Genomic DNA, 14,475 nt, shown 5'->3' with positions numbered 1-14,475 from the left:
TAAGTATTAATTTTTTAATATGGGCCATGAATAAAAATGGCCTATTATTTTTATCAATAAGCTATAAAAACCGTCTTTTTATATGAGTGAAGAGATACTCAAAGCCTTAACTCAATTATTTGGAATAATTACCAAGCAGGATGGAGGAGCCACCGAGAAGGAAAGAAATTTCGTAATTGGTTTTTTCCAGCAAGAGCTTGACCAAGACTCTATTAAAGAGTATTTAGAGCTTTATGATAAATTGGTAGGCTGGGGAGAAGAGCCAGAAAAAGAAGAAGAGGACGGAAAAGCCAAAAAGAAAAAACTTACATCTGTTAGAGATTCAGTAAGAACTTTAGCCATTTGTAAAAAAATTAATAAAACTCTAACCCAGAAGCAAAAAGTAGTTGTACTTATCAAGCTTCTGGAAATGGTTTCTGCTGACAAAAACTTCACTCCACAAAGAATGGAAATCATTGATACGGTTTCCAATGTCTTTAACATCGTAAAAGATGAATTTAAATTAGTTGAAAGTTTTGTCATTAAAAGTGATACTGCCGACTTAGATCAGTTTGAAGATATTCTTATTGTAAATAATGAAACTCCTGCTGACGATGGTCTCCATGTTCATGCTGATATTGATGGTGAAATACTATTCCTCAATGTTAGGAGTGTGGACATGTACTTCGTGAAATATACAGGTAGTGAGGAAATCAATTTAAATGGCTTCATCATGAAAACAGATTCTGTTTATCTGTTTTCACATGGAAGTACCATAAAAACTCCTAAAGGAGCAGCTTTATACTATTCTGAATTGATTAGAAAATTTTTATCTGACGCAGAGCAGGTAAATTTATCTTTCAATGCTGAAGATATTGTTTTACAATTTCCTAATGGAGAATTAGGGCTAAGAAATGTAAACGTTTTCGAAGGCCCGGGCGAACTTATAGGTATTATGGGAGCCTCAGGTGCTGGGAAAACAACTTTATTGAATGTTTTAGCTGGTATCCAACCACCTACATCAGGTCAAATCAAGATTAATGGGCTCGACCTTAATCAGGATCAAGAACAATTGCAAGGTATTATAGGCTACGTTTCTCAAGATGATTTATTAATTGAGGAATTAACAGTTTATCAAAACTTGTATTATAACGCTAAGCTTTGTTTTGCTAAAATGTCAGAAGAAGAAATCCATAAAAGAGTTATGGATACTTTGGAAAATCTTGGCTTAGAAGCAAGAAAAGATTTAAGAGTTGGTGGGGTTCTAGATAAGACTATTTCTGGAGGGCAAAGAAAGAGATTGAATATTGCACTGGAACTAATTAGAGAGCCAGCGGTGATGTTTGTGGACGAACCTACCTCAGGATTATCGTCCAGAGATTCAGAGAATGTAATAGATTTATTAAAAGAATTAACCCTAAAGGGGAAATTGATATTTGTGGTAATCCACCAACCTTCATCGGACATTTACAAAATGTTTGATAAGATGATTATAATGGATACGGGTGGGTATCAAATTTTTTATGGTCATCCTGTTGAGGCCGTTACTTATTTTAAGAAAACAACTAATCAAGTTGATGCAGATAGAGGAGTTTGCCCTACCTGTGGTAATGTAAACCCAGAGCAGATATTTAATATAGTAGAGGCGAAGGTGGTGGATGAATATGGGCAATTAACCAATAAACGGAAAATAAACCCTAGTCAATGGAGAGATTTCTACCTTGATCATTTCAATCATAAGCCTGTAAAAGAGGAATCAGAAGCTCCACCGTCTACTTTGTCTATTCCAAATAAATTGAAGCAGACTGTTATATTCACTATACGGGATACGCTTTCAAAATTAAGTAATAAGCAATATTTACTTATCAATTTACTTGAGGCTCCGTTTCTTGCCCTCTTACTCGCTTTTATTATAAAATACAGAAGTGCTCCTTCAGGTGAAGATTACATCTTCAGATTTAATGATAATTTACCTGCTTTTCTGTTGATGAGTATTATTGTAGCACTTTTTATGGGCTTAACAGTAAGTGCTGAAGAAATTATACGGGACAGGAAAATATTGAAAAGGGAGTCCTTTTTAAATTTAAGTTGGAATAGTTATTTGTTTTCAAAGATCACAATTCTATTTACTTTATCAGCTATTCAAACTTTAACTTATGTTGTAATTGGGGTTTTAGTACTTGAAATAAGGGATGCCACATTTAGCATGTGGGCAATTTTATTTACAACTTCCTGCTTTGCAAATGTATTAGGATTGAATGTGAGTGCAGCTTTCAAGTCTGCAGTAACTGTATATATTTTAATACCATTATTGCTCATTCCTCAAATGATTTTGAGTGGCTTATTATTCAGTTTTGATAAATTGAATGACTTTATAAGTACAAAAGGGAAAGTTCCTGTGGTGGCTGATTTAATGACTTCTCGCTGGGCGTACGAAGCACTAGCAGTAGACATGTTTAAAAATAATAGTTATCAGGAATATTTCTATGAGATAGAGTCAGACGAAAAGACTGCTGATTTTAAATCATCATTTTTAACAAAAAAAATAAGAGAGAAATTAAGGGTAATTGAAAATAATCTAGGAGATCAAGATGAAGGGGCAATTGAAGAAACAGAGTATGCAACCACTGTAATCTATAATGCTCTGGAAAAAGAACCTTTCAAAGGAAATTTAGAAGGGGAAGATTTGCAAAAGTTATTGAATCCTGAGTCTATCAATCAAGAAAAAATAGATAAGATCAGTACTTATGCTGATCAATTGAGAGATCACTATATCAATGAATTCAATCTGGCAGTTAAAAAGAAAGAAACGTTACAGTTCCATTTGGAAAATGATTCTTCTTATGACTTTAATTTGAATGAAGCTAAAGATATGTACTATAATGAGAGCCTAGCTGATTTGGTGAGGAATTTAACGGTGGAAGATAGGGTAATAGAGTTCAAGGGGCAATTAATTCAACAGATTGATCCTGTTTTTAATAGGCCAGCAAAACCTAATAACCCATTAAATTATAGGACACATTTCTTTGCGCCTGAAAAGTATTTTGCAGGAACATATATTGATACATTTTATTTTAATATACTTGTAATATGGTTCATGTCTTTAATTTTATATATTACCTTATACTTTGAACTGTTTGGAAAGGCAATTAAATTCTTTGGTAACATTAAATTGAAAAAGAAAGAATCGTAATTTGATTTTTAAATTTCTATTATTGCAATGTCTTGATAGAAGAGAAGGTCAAAAAAATAAATATTTAAAAAAAGAGAATTTGTATTAACTAAGGGAATTTCTATTTTTGTTATGATAAAAAACATTTTTATGAAAAACATACTCTTGGGATTAGGTGTAGTATTTGCATTTCTAGTCTCCTGTGACTCGAAGAAGAAACCTTCGGCAGATGAAATATCCGGAGTACTGGATTCTGTTAAAATTGAGGAACCCTCTATATCTGAGGATGTGATTTCTGATATTATTCAACAGATACCTTCTCCGTTAGAGATTTCGACTTTATTAAAAGAATCTGATACCAAATATGATAAGAGTTATCTAAATGATCCTGAAAAGATCTCTGATTATAATAGCAATTATAAAAAGGCATTGGCTTTAGGAGTTTATGGTACTGATTTAGGTTATACCAATATATATGAACAGAATCAGGATGCTTTATTTTATCTGAATTCAATCAAATCATTAGCAGATGATTTAAGTATTGGTCAGTTTTTTGATATTGGAACTATCAAAAGATTAGCAACCAATAGTAAGAATTTGGATTCTCTTCTTTTAATTACAACTAAGAATTTCAACAATATTAATAATTATCTTCAAGAGCAGAAGAGATCTAACTTAAGTATCTTGTTGTTATCTGGTGGATGGCTTGAAGCTCTTTATATCGTGTCAAGAGTATCTGATAAAAATCCAGATAACGAGCAGCTAAAAGAAACGATAGCTGAACAAAAGGTGATTATGGATAATGTGGTTTTATTAATGTCTTTTTATAAAGATAACGATCCTAATATCAAGCAGTTATCAGATAAATTTGTGAAACTTCAGGATGAATTTAATAAGATTGAGATTAAGACTGTTTATCGTGAACCTACTTACGAAGTGGTAGATGGCATGCTTGTTGTTAAGGACAATAGCACAAGTGAAATCATAATGAATGATGAGAATATCGAAGCGATAAGAAATCAGGTTTACGAAATTAGAGAGAACATTATTAACTAAGAAATTATATGAAAAAGCTAATCTTTGCATTAGGAATTATATTTATAACAGCCTCTGTTCAGCAAACTTATGCTCAGTGTGATACTGAAAAACATGTGGAAGCATGTATTCCTAAGTTACAGTCAGGATTTACTTTCTTGAAAAGCTACAATATTGATGGACAAGGTGGGGCAAAAGACAAAGTGGAATATTCTTATGTTTTCACTAAAGGAGCAACATACCAGATAATGATATGTAATGATGGTGAGTCAACTGATGGCATTGTTTTAACATTGTATGATTCAAATAGAAAGAAAGTAGCTTCAACTAAGTATGAAGGTTCTACTTTATCTAGTATTGCATTTCCATGTCAGGTAACGGGAATTTATTATATAACTTTTACATTTGAAGGGAGCTCCAATTATTGTGGAGGCAGTGTGCTAGGATTTAAGCGTTAACTTTTACTTTTCATAATTTTAATGATTAATAAAGCAGGTTTAACCTGCTTTTTTTATTCTCAAATTTTTACTTTATTTAATGCGTAAAACAGTAGATTTTCAACAGAAAGCAGTTTTCTATCAAAGTGAGCCCATCTCATCTGCTACTAAAGAAATATGGTTTGTTTTGCATGGCTATGGGCAGCTTCCTCAATACTTCATTAGAAAGTTTAATTCTATCTCCAATAAGAATAGAGTAATTATAGCTCCTGGTGGTTTATCTAGGTTTTATTTAGAAGGTTTTTCTGGACGTGTCGGTAGTACATGGATGACTAAGGAAGAAAGACTATTAGATATTGAGAATTACATTAGTTATCTGAATTCAGTAGCGGATGAAGTATTATCAGGTGTTTCAAAGGATGTTAAAATTACATTATTAGGTTTTTCTCAAGGCTCTGCTACTGTTTGTCGATGGGCTGAGAAATTATATTTTCATTTTGAAAGGTTAATTCTACATTCTGGGGCATTTCCCCCTGATATTGATTTTTCAGGCTTAGGTGATAAATTGAAAGGTAAAGAAGTTTATATGCTGCGCGGTACTGATGATGAATTCATCAATGAGGAAAGGAAGAAGGAGCAAAGTGATTTAACAAAGAAACTCAATATTGAAATAAAGCATATTGAATTCGATGGTAAGCATGATATACATCCTGAATCTCTCAAGGAAATTATTGAGCAGTAGCTTTTTGTGTGGAAGCAGGAGTATTTGCTTGTTTGTATTTTTTAAACCAACTTTTAACTTTCATCTGAATTACACCGAAAATTGCTTCTTTAAATATCTTTTTTGACATTTTTGAAACGCCTTTACTTCTGTCTGTAAAAATAATTGGTACCTCTTCAATTCCAAAACCATGCTTCCAGGCTTTAAATTTCATTTCAATTTGGAAGGCATATCCTATAAATTTAATTTTTTCAAGTTCAATTGTCTCTAAAACAGAGCGATGATAACAAATAAATCCTGCAGTTGCATCGTAAACTGGTAGCCCTGTAATAAATCGTACATATTTACTAGCCATGTAGGACATTAGTACCCTAGACATAGGCCAATTTACTACGTTTACACCTGTTTTATAACGGGAACCTATAGTCAGTTGTACATCATCTTTTTGACATGATTTTAATAATTCTAAAAGGTCTAAAGGATTATGAGAAAAATCAGCATCCATTTCAAAAATATATTGATAACCATGCTTTAAAGCATATTTAAATCCTTCAATATAGGCAGTTCCTAATCCTAATTTGCCTAATCTTTCAATGATATGTAGCTGACCATTATATTCCTCTTGGAGTGCTCTTACAATTTCTGCAGTTCCATCAGGTGAATTATCATCGATGATAAGAATATCAAATCTTTTCGATAATAAAAAAACAGCGCGAATTATATCTTCTATATTTTCACGCTCATTGTAAGTAGGTATGATGACTAAATTATCCTTCATAAATCCAAATGAACTTCAAAACTATAAAATCTTTTCAGATATTGCTGTTCAATTAATAAAAGAATTTTATGAGATTACATAAATGTATATTTTTGGACAGAGACGGTGTTTTAAATAGGGAAAGAGGTGATTATACATTTAAGATTAATGATTTTGAAATTTTAGATGGAGTTAAGGAAGCGTTAAAAATTCTAAAAGAATCAGACTATTTATTAATTGTAATTACTAATCAGGCTGGAGTTGCAAAAGGATTATATAAAGAAGAAGATGTGTTGAAGTGCCACACTTATTTAAAGGTCCAAACAGGCGGTCTAATTGATGATATTTACTTCTGTCTCCATCATCCAATTTCAACTGAATCCTTACTTAGAAAGCCTAATAGCCTCATGCTTGAGAAAGCTATTGCAAAGTGGTCTATTGACCCTGAACATTCTTTTATGATTGGAGATTCATTAAGAGATATTCAGGCAGCAGAGAAAGTGGGAGTAAGGGGAATTTTAGTTGGTGATAAAGAAGAAGGTGAAAATATGACTGCACCAAAAGCTAAAAATCTTTTGGATGCAGTCAATAAATTTATCGTGAATTAGATTCCTGTATAATTAAAAGGCGTAATATCTTTTAGTTCATTTTTTATAGAATCTGAAACTTCCAAACTATCAATAAATTCAGAAATTGTCGACTGAGTAATTTTCTCATTCTTACGGGTCAAAGCTTTTAGTGCTTCATAAGGCGCAGGATAAGCTTCCCTTCTTAAAACAGTTTGAATAGCTTCAGCCACAACAGCCCAGTTTTCTGTTAGATCATGTTCTATGGCTGCCGGGTTTAATTCCAATTTACCTAATCCTTTTTTCAATGATTCAAATGCAATTAATCCATGAGCTAATGGGACTCCAATATTTCTTAAAACTGTAGAATCGGTTAAATCTCTTTGTAATCTTGAAATCGGAAGTTTTGCTGACAAATGCTCAAAGATAGCATTGGCGATTCCTAAATTTCCTTCAGCATTTTCAAAATCAATAGGATTTACTTTATGAGGCATAGCGGATGAACCAACCTCATCTTTTGCTATTTTCTGCTTGAAATAATTCATGCTAACGTATTGCCAAATATCTTTGCTTAAATCCATCAAAATCGTATTCAATCGCTTGAATGAATCAAATCGGGCAGCTAAATGATCGTAATGCTCAATTTGAGTAGTAGGCTCTGAGCGTTTCAGTCCTAAATATTTTTCACAGAAGTTGTTGCCAAATGCTCTCCAGTCAATTTCAGGATAAGCAACATGATGAGCATTAAAATTACCAGTTGCGCCACCAAATTTAGCTGCAAAAGGGATTTGTTTCTCTAAGTTGAGTTGTTCTGCCATTCTCACCTCAAAAACTGCAATTTCTTTACCTAATCGAGTTGGAGATGCAGGCTGACCATGGGTTTTAGCAAGCATAGGCACATCCTTCCATTCAATTGCATAACTGGCTAAGATGTCCTTAATCTCTTTGAGGAATGGATAATACACCTTTTCTGTTGCATCCTTTAATAAAAGGGGAGTGGCGGTGTTATTTATATCTTGAGAAGTAAGTCCAAAATGAATAAATTCTTTTTGTGCGCCTATTCCTAAGTCATCAAATTTTTGTTTTAGGAAATACTCAACTGCCTTTACATCATGATTGGTGGTTTTTTCAATTTTTTTGATCACTAAAGCGTCCTCCTCATTGAAATTAGAAGCCAGTGCCCTCATTTTAGGAAAAAGTGTATGATCAAATTCTTTTAATTGGGGAAGTGGTAATTCGCAAAGCGCAATGAAATACTCTACTTCAACATGAACCCTATATTTAATCAATGCCCATTCTGAAAAATAAGGGGCAAGCTGCTGGGTTTTATTTCTGTAACGTCCGTCAACGGGACTGATAGCACTTAAAGTAGTTAAATCCATGAGGTGTAAAAATTTAAAGGTGCAAAGATAAGGATTTTAAGCTTTTGACACATATATTAATGAATAGTATTGGTTTTCAGGATTTATTTGAAAAGCATTATTTGGGATTAGACTACTCAGTTAAATCCTATAAATCTTTAGGAATCTTTTACTTGCTACCTTCAAAGGGTTTTTAGATTTATATTCTATTTAAACATATGATTTATGTAACATTTAAATTTTTAGATGTAATACATTACTCTTTGCCTTAACCGACCTTTATAAAAAAGGTGAAAATGAAAAATCTATCAATTAAAATAACCGGGGCATTAATTACATTATTTCTATTTCAGGTAAATCTCTCAGCCCAAGATTTACAAGTAAATCTGTTTCAAGAAGTAAATCAATCCATGTTGGAAGCAAAAAATGCTCAAGCAGATGTTTTGTCGCCACGGGCTTATGGGGAAGCATTAGAAAAATATAATGAGGCTAAAAAGAAATATGAAAATGAAGGAGAGTTATCAGAAATCAAAGAAAGCATTAATAAAGCTGAAGCTAAATTTCAGGAAGCTACTGAAAACACCAAAGTAAGTAGTGTTATGTTTTCTAGTGCCCTATCCGCCAGAAGAGATGCCATGAATGCAGAAGCTTCACAATTTGTAAAAGAAATGTGGCAAGATGCGGAAGAAGAAATGAAAGATGCAGCTGAACAGTTGGAAAAAGGAGATGCTGATGATGCAAAAGAAGGAGCGGGTAAAGCCACAAATTTATATAGAGAAGCTGAATTAGAATCTATTAAAGCCAACTATTTAACCAATGCGAAAAGATTATTAGAGCAGGCTGATGATAATAAAATTTATAAAGAAGCACCCAAGACTTTCGAAGAAGCTAAAAACCTGATAAGCCAAGCGGAAAAAGAGCTGCTTGAAAACAGATACGATACAGATCATGCTAGATATTTAGCCAAAGAAGCTGAATACAAAGTACTTCTGGCCATGCACATTGCAAAACAAGAAGAAATATTGGATGATAAAGATTTCGAGACTGAAGATTATCTTCTGTTAAGCTATGAGCCCTTGACAAAAATAGGAGAAAGCTTAAATATGAATTTGAGATTTGACCAAGGAGTTGAAGGTTCACTTGCTGAAATTCAAAATAAAATCACAAACGATAAACAAAGAATTGCCAGCCTAGAGTCATCTCTTTATAATGAAGAAATGACTATTAAAAACCAAAAAGCAATGCTTTCTGAACAGCAAAGCATAATTTCTGATATGGAAGGAACGCTTTCTGAAGAAGCACTTGAAGGTAAAAAAAGACAAGCTGCTCTTCAGACTCGAATAGATAGAATGAATGAGATCAATTCTAAATTCGAGCAAGTACAAATGATTTTCAGCAAAGAAGAAGCCGAGGTTTTTCGTCAAAAAAATGATGTCATCATCAGAATGATTGGGATTAATTTTGATGTGAATAAGGCAGAAATTAAGCAAGAAGATTATGCACAGCTCACGAAATTGCAAGAAGCAATGGGATTATTTACCGATGCTACCATCATTGTAGAAGGACATACCGATTCTCAAGGTGGTGACGAACAAAACCTAAAATTATCACAAGAGCGTGCAGATGCAGTTCTTAGTTATTTAAATGCAAATACCTCTGGAGATAAATCAAGATTTAGTACTAAAGGTTATGGTGAAAGTAAGCCATTAGCCAATAATGAAACCCAAGCAGGTAGAAAACTTAACAGAAGGATAGATATAGTCATTAAACCTAGCATTCCAGAAACCTTAGCTGGTTCGGGAGTATCTAGTTTTAAATAGATCCTTTTACTTACTCTTAAACGATTAAAATACCTGAATACTTCTTCAGGTATTTTTTTATATACCCTAAATAACTTCCTGTATATTTTTAGCTCTCAAACTTGATATGGATGCAAAATACTAGCGAATTGAACTAAAAATGTAATTAATTTAAGAGGACTTTAATTTTTTTGTTAATATTTTACAGATGTTCAGACAAAACCTAGATTGGATAAATCTGTAATCTTTAAAAAAATAATTGCATCTAATGCAACAAGGGTAAGGGTAGGTTATAAAAGACCTGCCTTTTTTATTGTAATTCCCTTTTTTATAGAATTTCACATCGAATTTTTTTTGACAAAACCTTCGATTATCCAGGAGTGAGAGCTCTGAGAATAAAACTATTATTGACTGTTCTCCATTTTTCTAAACCATTTCCAATCAGCATAAAAAGTACCAAATGGAATTAAAGAAGCAGCTAGTGATAAAAGTGTAAGTTTCATAGTCCAATTTCTTTTGATAGCTATAAAAAGCACTAAGCCACAATAGCCAATAAATAAAACGCCATGCGCCATTCCCACAAAATAATTAGGCTGTGGCATATCCATCATATATTTTAATGGCATAGTAACACCAAGTAGTAAATAGGAAATACCTTCTAAAATGGCTAAAACTCTTAAATTTTTGATCATTATAATTTGTTGTCAATATTGTACTGCAAAGAAAGTACTGACTGTTTTGTAAACCAATATTTTTAGTGTTTAAAATCCGAAATTGATTAGGTGAGGGAAATATATTTTAACATTTTTGTGCCACAATTATTAAAATTACTTCAATGGAATTAAAAGGAAAAGTTATTGATATTTTACCTGAAGAAAAAGGACAAGGTAGAAATGGAGAATGGAGAAAGCAGTCTTATATATTTGAAACTCAGGAGCAGTATCCCAAGAAAGTTTGTGCTGAAGTTTGGGGAGATAAGATCGATGGATTTAACATCAAGCAAGGAGAAGAACTAACTGCTAAAATCAATATTGATAGTAGGGAATTTAATGGAAAATGGTATACCAATGTGAAAATTTGGGCTGTTGATAGAGCTTCAGATGGTAATGTCGGTGGAGTTCCAAATGCACAAAATGATAATTATCCGCCTCAGGCTACGGGCGGGGCAAGTGGTCCTCAAGAAACACCACCGCCAAGTGAGGATGATGAATTACCGTTTTAATATAATATTCTAAAAAATCCTTTCGCCTGTCAGGTTTCCTATTTTCATGTTATTCTGAATGTAACCTGACAGGTCTAATTTAAAAAATTCAATATCCCTTTTCAGTATTTACCAATAATTTGCTTTCATCCCCAGACTTCATAGCCTCATAAGCTATTTTAAAGCTTTGTTTAACATCTTCTAAAAGGGTGATGCCAGATATATGTGGTGTTACAACACATTGAGGATGTTCCCATAAAGGAGATTCCTGAGAGAGGGGTTCTTCCTTAAATACATCCAAAATGGCTTGACGTAAATTCTTACGGTCTAATGCCTTTATTAAGTCTTCTTCATTTACAGAATTCCCCCTTCCTATATTGATAAAAAGAACATTTTCAAGTCCAGAGAAAAAGTCTTCATTAAATAGATTTAGTGTACTTTCTGTTGCAGGAAGTGTATTGATAATTATAGAATTAGCCTCAATGTTACTCAATTCAAGTTTTTCGAAAGAAATGCAAACATCAAAGAATTCCTTGTTTTTACCGCTTGTGTTTATTCCAACTATGTTTTTGACCATGGGCTGCAGCACTTGGGCTATGTCAGTACTAATATTTCCAGTCCCGAAAAACATCACGCTTTGTTTTGATAAGGATTTAGGAACAACTTGTTCCCATTTTTTTGTAGCCTGGTTAATTTTATATAAGTCAGTTTTATTTAGATCCTGTAAAATATAAGTGAGACAATATTCTGACATTCTCTGGCCCATCTTTCCTTTGGTTTTCGTTAAAACGCAATCCTCTGGAAGAGTTAACTCCATAAAACTGTCAACTCCTGCGCCAAATGAATGAATCCATTTCAGGTGATTTATATCCATGTTGGATAAAAAGTTGAAACCCGCAACATAATTCGCTTTTGGAAGTAATCGTTCTACTTCTTGTTTGTCATTAGGAAGCAAACAATTCAGTTCTGGGTATTCTTTAGCTATAAAAGCCTGAAAACCTTCTGCTAAATTTCCATAAGTTAGAATATTCTTTTTAGGCATAATATCAATTTAACCTTTTGCAACTAAATTCCTAAAGTTAGAAGGAGGAACCAACTCGAACTTTAAATGTTCACCGCTTATCGGATGTTTAATTTCCATCAAATTAGCATGCAAAGCAACCCTTGCTAGTGGATTTTTCTTAGCTGTATATTTTTTATCTCCAGTTACAGGGAAGCCATAATGCGCCATTTGAACTCTTATTTGATTTTTAAAGCCTGTTTCAAGCTTAAATTCGAGCATTGAGTATGCATTGCTTTGTTTTAATAATTTAAAGTGCGTAATAGCTTCAGTTGCGTTTTCAGGTGTATTTACTATAAACACCTGATTATGTTTATTGCTCCTCAAATAGTTTCTTAAAGTATGTGAGGATTCTTTAATTTTACCTTCAACTATTGCTACATATTTTCTATCAATCACATAATCTTCCCAGTGGTTTTGTAACTTTTCTTGTATTTCTTTGCTTTTGGCAAAAAGCAAGATTCCTGAAGCTTCTCTTTCCAATCGATGAATGATGTAGACTTTAATTCTAGGGTCGATAGCTTCCATATGCTCTTTCAAAATTTGAACTGCATTTTTCTTTTTTTCTTTCAAAGAGGCAACGGAAAGCAGGCCGGCTTCTTTTTCAATTACAATTAAATCTTGGTCTTCATAAATAATATTAAGCTTCTGAAGTTTAACTTTTTTAGAAGGCTTAGCCCAATTTATTTGAACCTCATCCCCCTTTTTAAGTGGATGATTAAATTGAGTGATAACGTCTCCGTTAATTCTGATTTGACCACCTCCCATTACTGATTTTAAGAGGGCTTTTTTCTTGTTAGGATAAGCTGAAGTAAGATGTTTTAATAATTCAGTTTCGTCTTGAATTATATAGCTGTTGAGCTCTTGGTTGGAAGGGCTTGATTTTTTATTCATATGAATAATATTGTGTTAACTATGATATCCCGATTCATCGGGAACGCAAAATTCTGCATAACAAATGACCTTTACAAGTCTATTAATTGATTATCAACTAAAAACCCTCTCAAATTAAATTCAAGAGGGTTAATATTTAGTTTGAATTCAAGATTATTTTGGTGAAAACACCAAAACAGGGGCGGAGTAAAGAAAATCTCTCATTCAACTACGCCCTCTTTAAGGTGTTTTCACCTTAAAGTCTTCATGGGATTTCAGTTGCTTTAAATAATTGATTTTGGGTAAAAACATTAAAAAAGAGCTGTGCCAAATGAAATCCCAGTTTGAACATTTTATTAATGGTGTATGAACAGTTACAAAGCCTTTTATTTTAATTAATTCCAGAGAATAAACGTTCCCATCTAATTTTACTAAAGAATGATTCATTTGGATCCATACTCATCCAGATAAATAATGCTTTACCAACCACATGGTCTTTAGGCACAAAACCCCAGAAACGGCTATCCCAGGAGTTGTGTCTGTTGTCACCCATCATAAAGAAATAATCTTGTGAGAAGGTATATTCAGTTACTTCCTGACCATCTATAAAGAGCTTGTCATTCTTAATTTGAACATCCTCTAAATGTTCGTAATAACGCAATACATCACCATACATCAATAAGTTTTGATGGTTGACTTTTATGGTTTGCCCTTCTTTTGGGACTTCAATCGGCCCGTAAAAATCTTTATTCCAGCTGGTTTCAGGTGTTTTTGGAAATGTAGCCGGATCAACATCGCTACTATCTGTGCTTAAAATCTCGCCATTTTTATAAGTAGGAGAGAAGATGATGTCATCTACAAATGGGAGTGACTTCATTTTTTCAATCTCTTCAGGCTCTGCATGAACCCTGTAGCCGTAGCCTGGTTCATACATTTTATCCCATATATTGTATTCCTCAAAAACTCGGTCTCTAATAGTTTGGTCAGTTTTAATGAAGTAGCTGAATTGAATATTTTCAGGAACGAAAGCTTTTTCATCATTTATGAATAGCTCCGAATTTTTAACTTGTAATTTATCACCAGGAAGCCCAACACATCTTTTGATATAGTATTCCCTTAAGTCTAGAGGGTATTGTAATTCCTCAGGGTAATTGAAAACAACAGCATCGTTTCTTTTTACTTCACTAAAGCCTGGTAATCTGAACTGAGGTAATTGAATCCAATCCAAATAAGCAGGAACATCTTCAGTACCATAAAACCTTCTGTGTGTTAATGGAAGTTGTAGAGGGGTTCTTGGAGTCCTAGGTCCGTAATGTAATTTACTTACAAATAAATAATCACCAACTAAAAGTGTTCCTTCCATAGAAGGGGTAGGGATTACAAAAGCCTCTAGAGTTGCCCATCTTATCAGTGTGGCAGCAATTACGGCAAAAACCAATGCGTCTACCCATTCTCTAACTTTAGATTTTGGCTTTGCAGGTTTTTTCTTTTTATTGAAAAATGGAATTTTCATT

General features: G+C 33.2%; 13 protein-coding genes. 7 read left to right on the top strand and 6 right to left on the bottom strand.

Annotated elements, in window-relative coordinates:
* The first annotated feature begins 82 nt into the window (after window positions 1-82).
* The 4 genes from ABWH96_RS15230 (at window position 83) to ABWH96_RS15215 (ending at window position 5,365) form a co-directional block, all read left to right on the top strand.
* Window positions 83-3,172 carry an ATP-binding cassette domain-containing protein gene (locus ABWH96_RS15230; protein WP_375578372.1) on the top strand — a complete coding sequence of 1,030 codons (3,090 nt, stop codon included), beginning with the start codon at window positions 83-85 and terminating at the stop codon, window positions 3,170-3,172.
* A gap of 129 nt (window positions 3,173-3,301) precedes the next feature.
* The gene (locus tag ABWH96_RS15225) at window positions 3,302-4,207 is read left to right on the top strand and encodes a hypothetical protein (protein ID WP_375578371.1); all 906 of its coding nucleotides are present in this window, start codon (window positions 3,302-3,304) and stop codon (window positions 4,205-4,207) included.
* A gap of 8 nt (window positions 4,208-4,215) precedes the next feature.
* Window positions 4,216-4,644, top strand: a complete 429-nt coding sequence (locus ABWH96_RS15220) for a hypothetical protein (RefSeq protein WP_375578370.1) — start codon at window positions 4,216-4,218, stop codon at window positions 4,642-4,644.
* 79 nt (window positions 4,645-4,723) lie between these two features.
* A complete protein-coding gene (locus ABWH96_RS15215; RefSeq protein WP_375578369.1) occupies window positions 4,724-5,365 on the top strand; it encodes an alpha/beta hydrolase in 642 nt (213 codons plus the stop codon).
* Here ABWH96_RS15215 and ABWH96_RS15210 read toward each other — a convergent pair.
* The gene (locus tag ABWH96_RS15210) at window positions 5,352-6,122 is read right to left on the bottom strand and encodes a polyprenol monophosphomannose synthase (RefSeq protein WP_375578368.1); all 771 of its coding nucleotides are present in this window, start codon (window positions 6,120-6,122) and stop codon (window positions 5,352-5,354) included. The two genes, ABWH96_RS15215 and ABWH96_RS15210, sit on opposite strands and share 14 nt — an antisense overlap.
* Before the next feature lie 68 nt (window positions 6,123-6,190).
* Between ABWH96_RS15210 and ABWH96_RS15205 the strand changes: the two genes are divergently transcribed.
* Entirely contained in the window at window positions 6,191-6,709 is a 519-nt protein-coding gene (locus ABWH96_RS15205; RefSeq protein ID WP_375578367.1) for a D-glycero-alpha-D-manno-heptose-1,7-bisphosphate 7-phosphatase, read from the top strand.
* Here the strand turns inward: ABWH96_RS15205 and purB are convergent.
* The gene (gene purB, locus ABWH96_RS15200) at window positions 6,706-8,049 is read right to left on the bottom strand and encodes an adenylosuccinate lyase (RefSeq protein ID WP_375578366.1); all 1,344 of its coding nucleotides are present in this window, start codon (window positions 8,047-8,049) and stop codon (window positions 6,706-6,708) included. The genes ABWH96_RS15205 and purB overlap by 4 nt on opposite strands.
* A 275-nt stretch (window positions 8,050-8,324) precedes the next feature.
* Between purB and ABWH96_RS15195 the strand changes: the two genes are divergently transcribed.
* On the top strand, window positions 8,325-9,848 hold the full coding sequence (locus ABWH96_RS15195) for an OmpA family protein (RefSeq protein WP_375578365.1): 1,524 nt from the start codon (window positions 8,325-8,327) through the stop codon (window positions 9,846-9,848).
* 383 nt (window positions 9,849-10,231) lie between these two features.
* Here ABWH96_RS15195 and ABWH96_RS15190 read toward each other — a convergent pair whose 3' ends face one another.
* Complete coding sequence (locus ABWH96_RS15190) at window positions 10,232-10,519, bottom strand: DUF3817 domain-containing protein (RefSeq protein WP_375578364.1); 288 nt, start codon at window positions 10,517-10,519, stop codon at window positions 10,232-10,234.
* 143 nt (window positions 10,520-10,662) lie between these two features.
* Between ABWH96_RS15190 and ABWH96_RS15185 the strand changes: the two genes are divergently transcribed.
* The gene (locus ABWH96_RS15185; protein WP_375578363.1) at window positions 10,663-11,049 is read left to right on the top strand and encodes a DUF3127 domain-containing protein; all 387 of its coding nucleotides are present in this window, start codon (window positions 10,663-10,665) and stop codon (window positions 11,047-11,049) included.
* Window positions 11,050-11,137: 88 nt separating this feature from the next.
* Here the strand turns inward: ABWH96_RS15185 and ABWH96_RS15180 are convergent, their stop codons facing one another.
* The 3 genes from ABWH96_RS15180 to lepB form a co-directional block, all read right to left on the bottom strand.
* Window positions 11,138-12,070 carry a D-2-hydroxyacid dehydrogenase gene (locus ABWH96_RS15180; RefSeq protein WP_375578362.1) on the bottom strand — a complete coding sequence of 311 codons (933 nt, stop codon included), beginning with the start codon at window positions 12,068-12,070 and terminating at the stop codon, window positions 11,138-11,140.
* 9 nt (window positions 12,071-12,079) lie between these two features.
* Entirely contained in the window at window positions 12,080-12,982 is a 903-nt protein-coding gene (locus tag ABWH96_RS15175; RefSeq protein WP_375578361.1) for a pseudouridine synthase, read from the bottom strand.
* 370 nt (window positions 12,983-13,352) lie between these two features.
* Window positions 13,353-14,474 (bottom strand): signal peptidase I, encoded by a 1,122-nt coding sequence (lepB, locus tag ABWH96_RS15170; RefSeq protein WP_375578360.1) that lies wholly within the window; start codon window positions 14,472-14,474, stop codon window positions 13,353-13,355.
* Window position 14,475: the final 1 nt, after the last annotated feature.

Source organism: Marivirga tractuosa (genome assembly GCF_042140215.1).
GTDB lineage: Bacteria > Bacteroidota > Bacteroidia > Cytophagales > Cyclobacteriaceae > Marivirga > Marivirga tractuosa_A.
Note: the sequence above shows the minus strand (reverse complement) of the source record. Positions and strands in the feature narration are given on the sequence as shown.

Excerpts from the sequence above, each read along its gene's own strand:
- ABWH96_RS15230 (WP_375578372.1), top strand. The coding sequence starts at position 83 with ATGAGTGAAGAGATACTCAAAGCCTTAACTCAATTATTTGGAATAATT.
- ABWH96_RS15225 (WP_375578371.1), top strand. The coding sequence starts at position 3,302 with ATGAAAAACATACTCTTGGGATTAGGTGTAGTATTTGCATTTCTAGTC.
- ABWH96_RS15220 (WP_375578370.1), top strand. The coding sequence starts at position 4,216 with ATGAAAAAGCTAATCTTTGCATTAGGAATTATATTTATAACAGCCTCT.
- ABWH96_RS15215 (WP_375578369.1), top strand. The coding sequence starts at position 4,724 with ATGCGTAAAACAGTAGATTTTCAACAGAAAGCAGTTTTCTATCAAAGT.
- ABWH96_RS15210 (WP_375578368.1), bottom strand. The coding sequence starts at position 6,122 with ATGAAGGATAATTTAGTCATCATACCTACTTACAATGAGCGTGAAAAT.
- ABWH96_RS15205 (WP_375578367.1), top strand. The coding sequence starts at position 6,191 with ATGAGATTACATAAATGTATATTTTTGGACAGAGACGGTGTTTTAAAT.
- purB (WP_375578366.1), bottom strand. The coding sequence starts at position 8,049 with ATGGATTTAACTACTTTAAGTGCTATCAGTCCCGTTGACGGACGTTAC.
- ABWH96_RS15195 (WP_375578365.1), top strand. The coding sequence starts at position 8,325 with ATGAAAAATCTATCAATTAAAATAACCGGGGCATTAATTACATTATTT.
- ABWH96_RS15190 (WP_375578364.1), bottom strand. The coding sequence starts at position 10,519 with ATGATCAAAAATTTAAGAGTTTTAGCCATTTTAGAAGGTATTTCCTAT.
- ABWH96_RS15185 (WP_375578363.1), top strand. The coding sequence starts at position 10,663 with ATGGAATTAAAAGGAAAAGTTATTGATATTTTACCTGAAGAAAAAGGA.
- ABWH96_RS15180 (WP_375578362.1), bottom strand. The coding sequence starts at position 12,070 with ATGCCTAAAAAGAATATTCTAACTTATGGAAATTTAGCAGAAGGTTTT.
- ABWH96_RS15175 (WP_375578361.1), bottom strand. The coding sequence starts at position 12,982 with ATGAATAAAAAATCAAGCCCTTCCAACCAAGAGCTCAACAGCTATATA.
- lepB (WP_375578360.1), bottom strand. The coding sequence starts at position 14,474 with ATGAAAATTCCATTTTTCAATAAAAAGAAAAAACCTGCAAAGCCAAAA.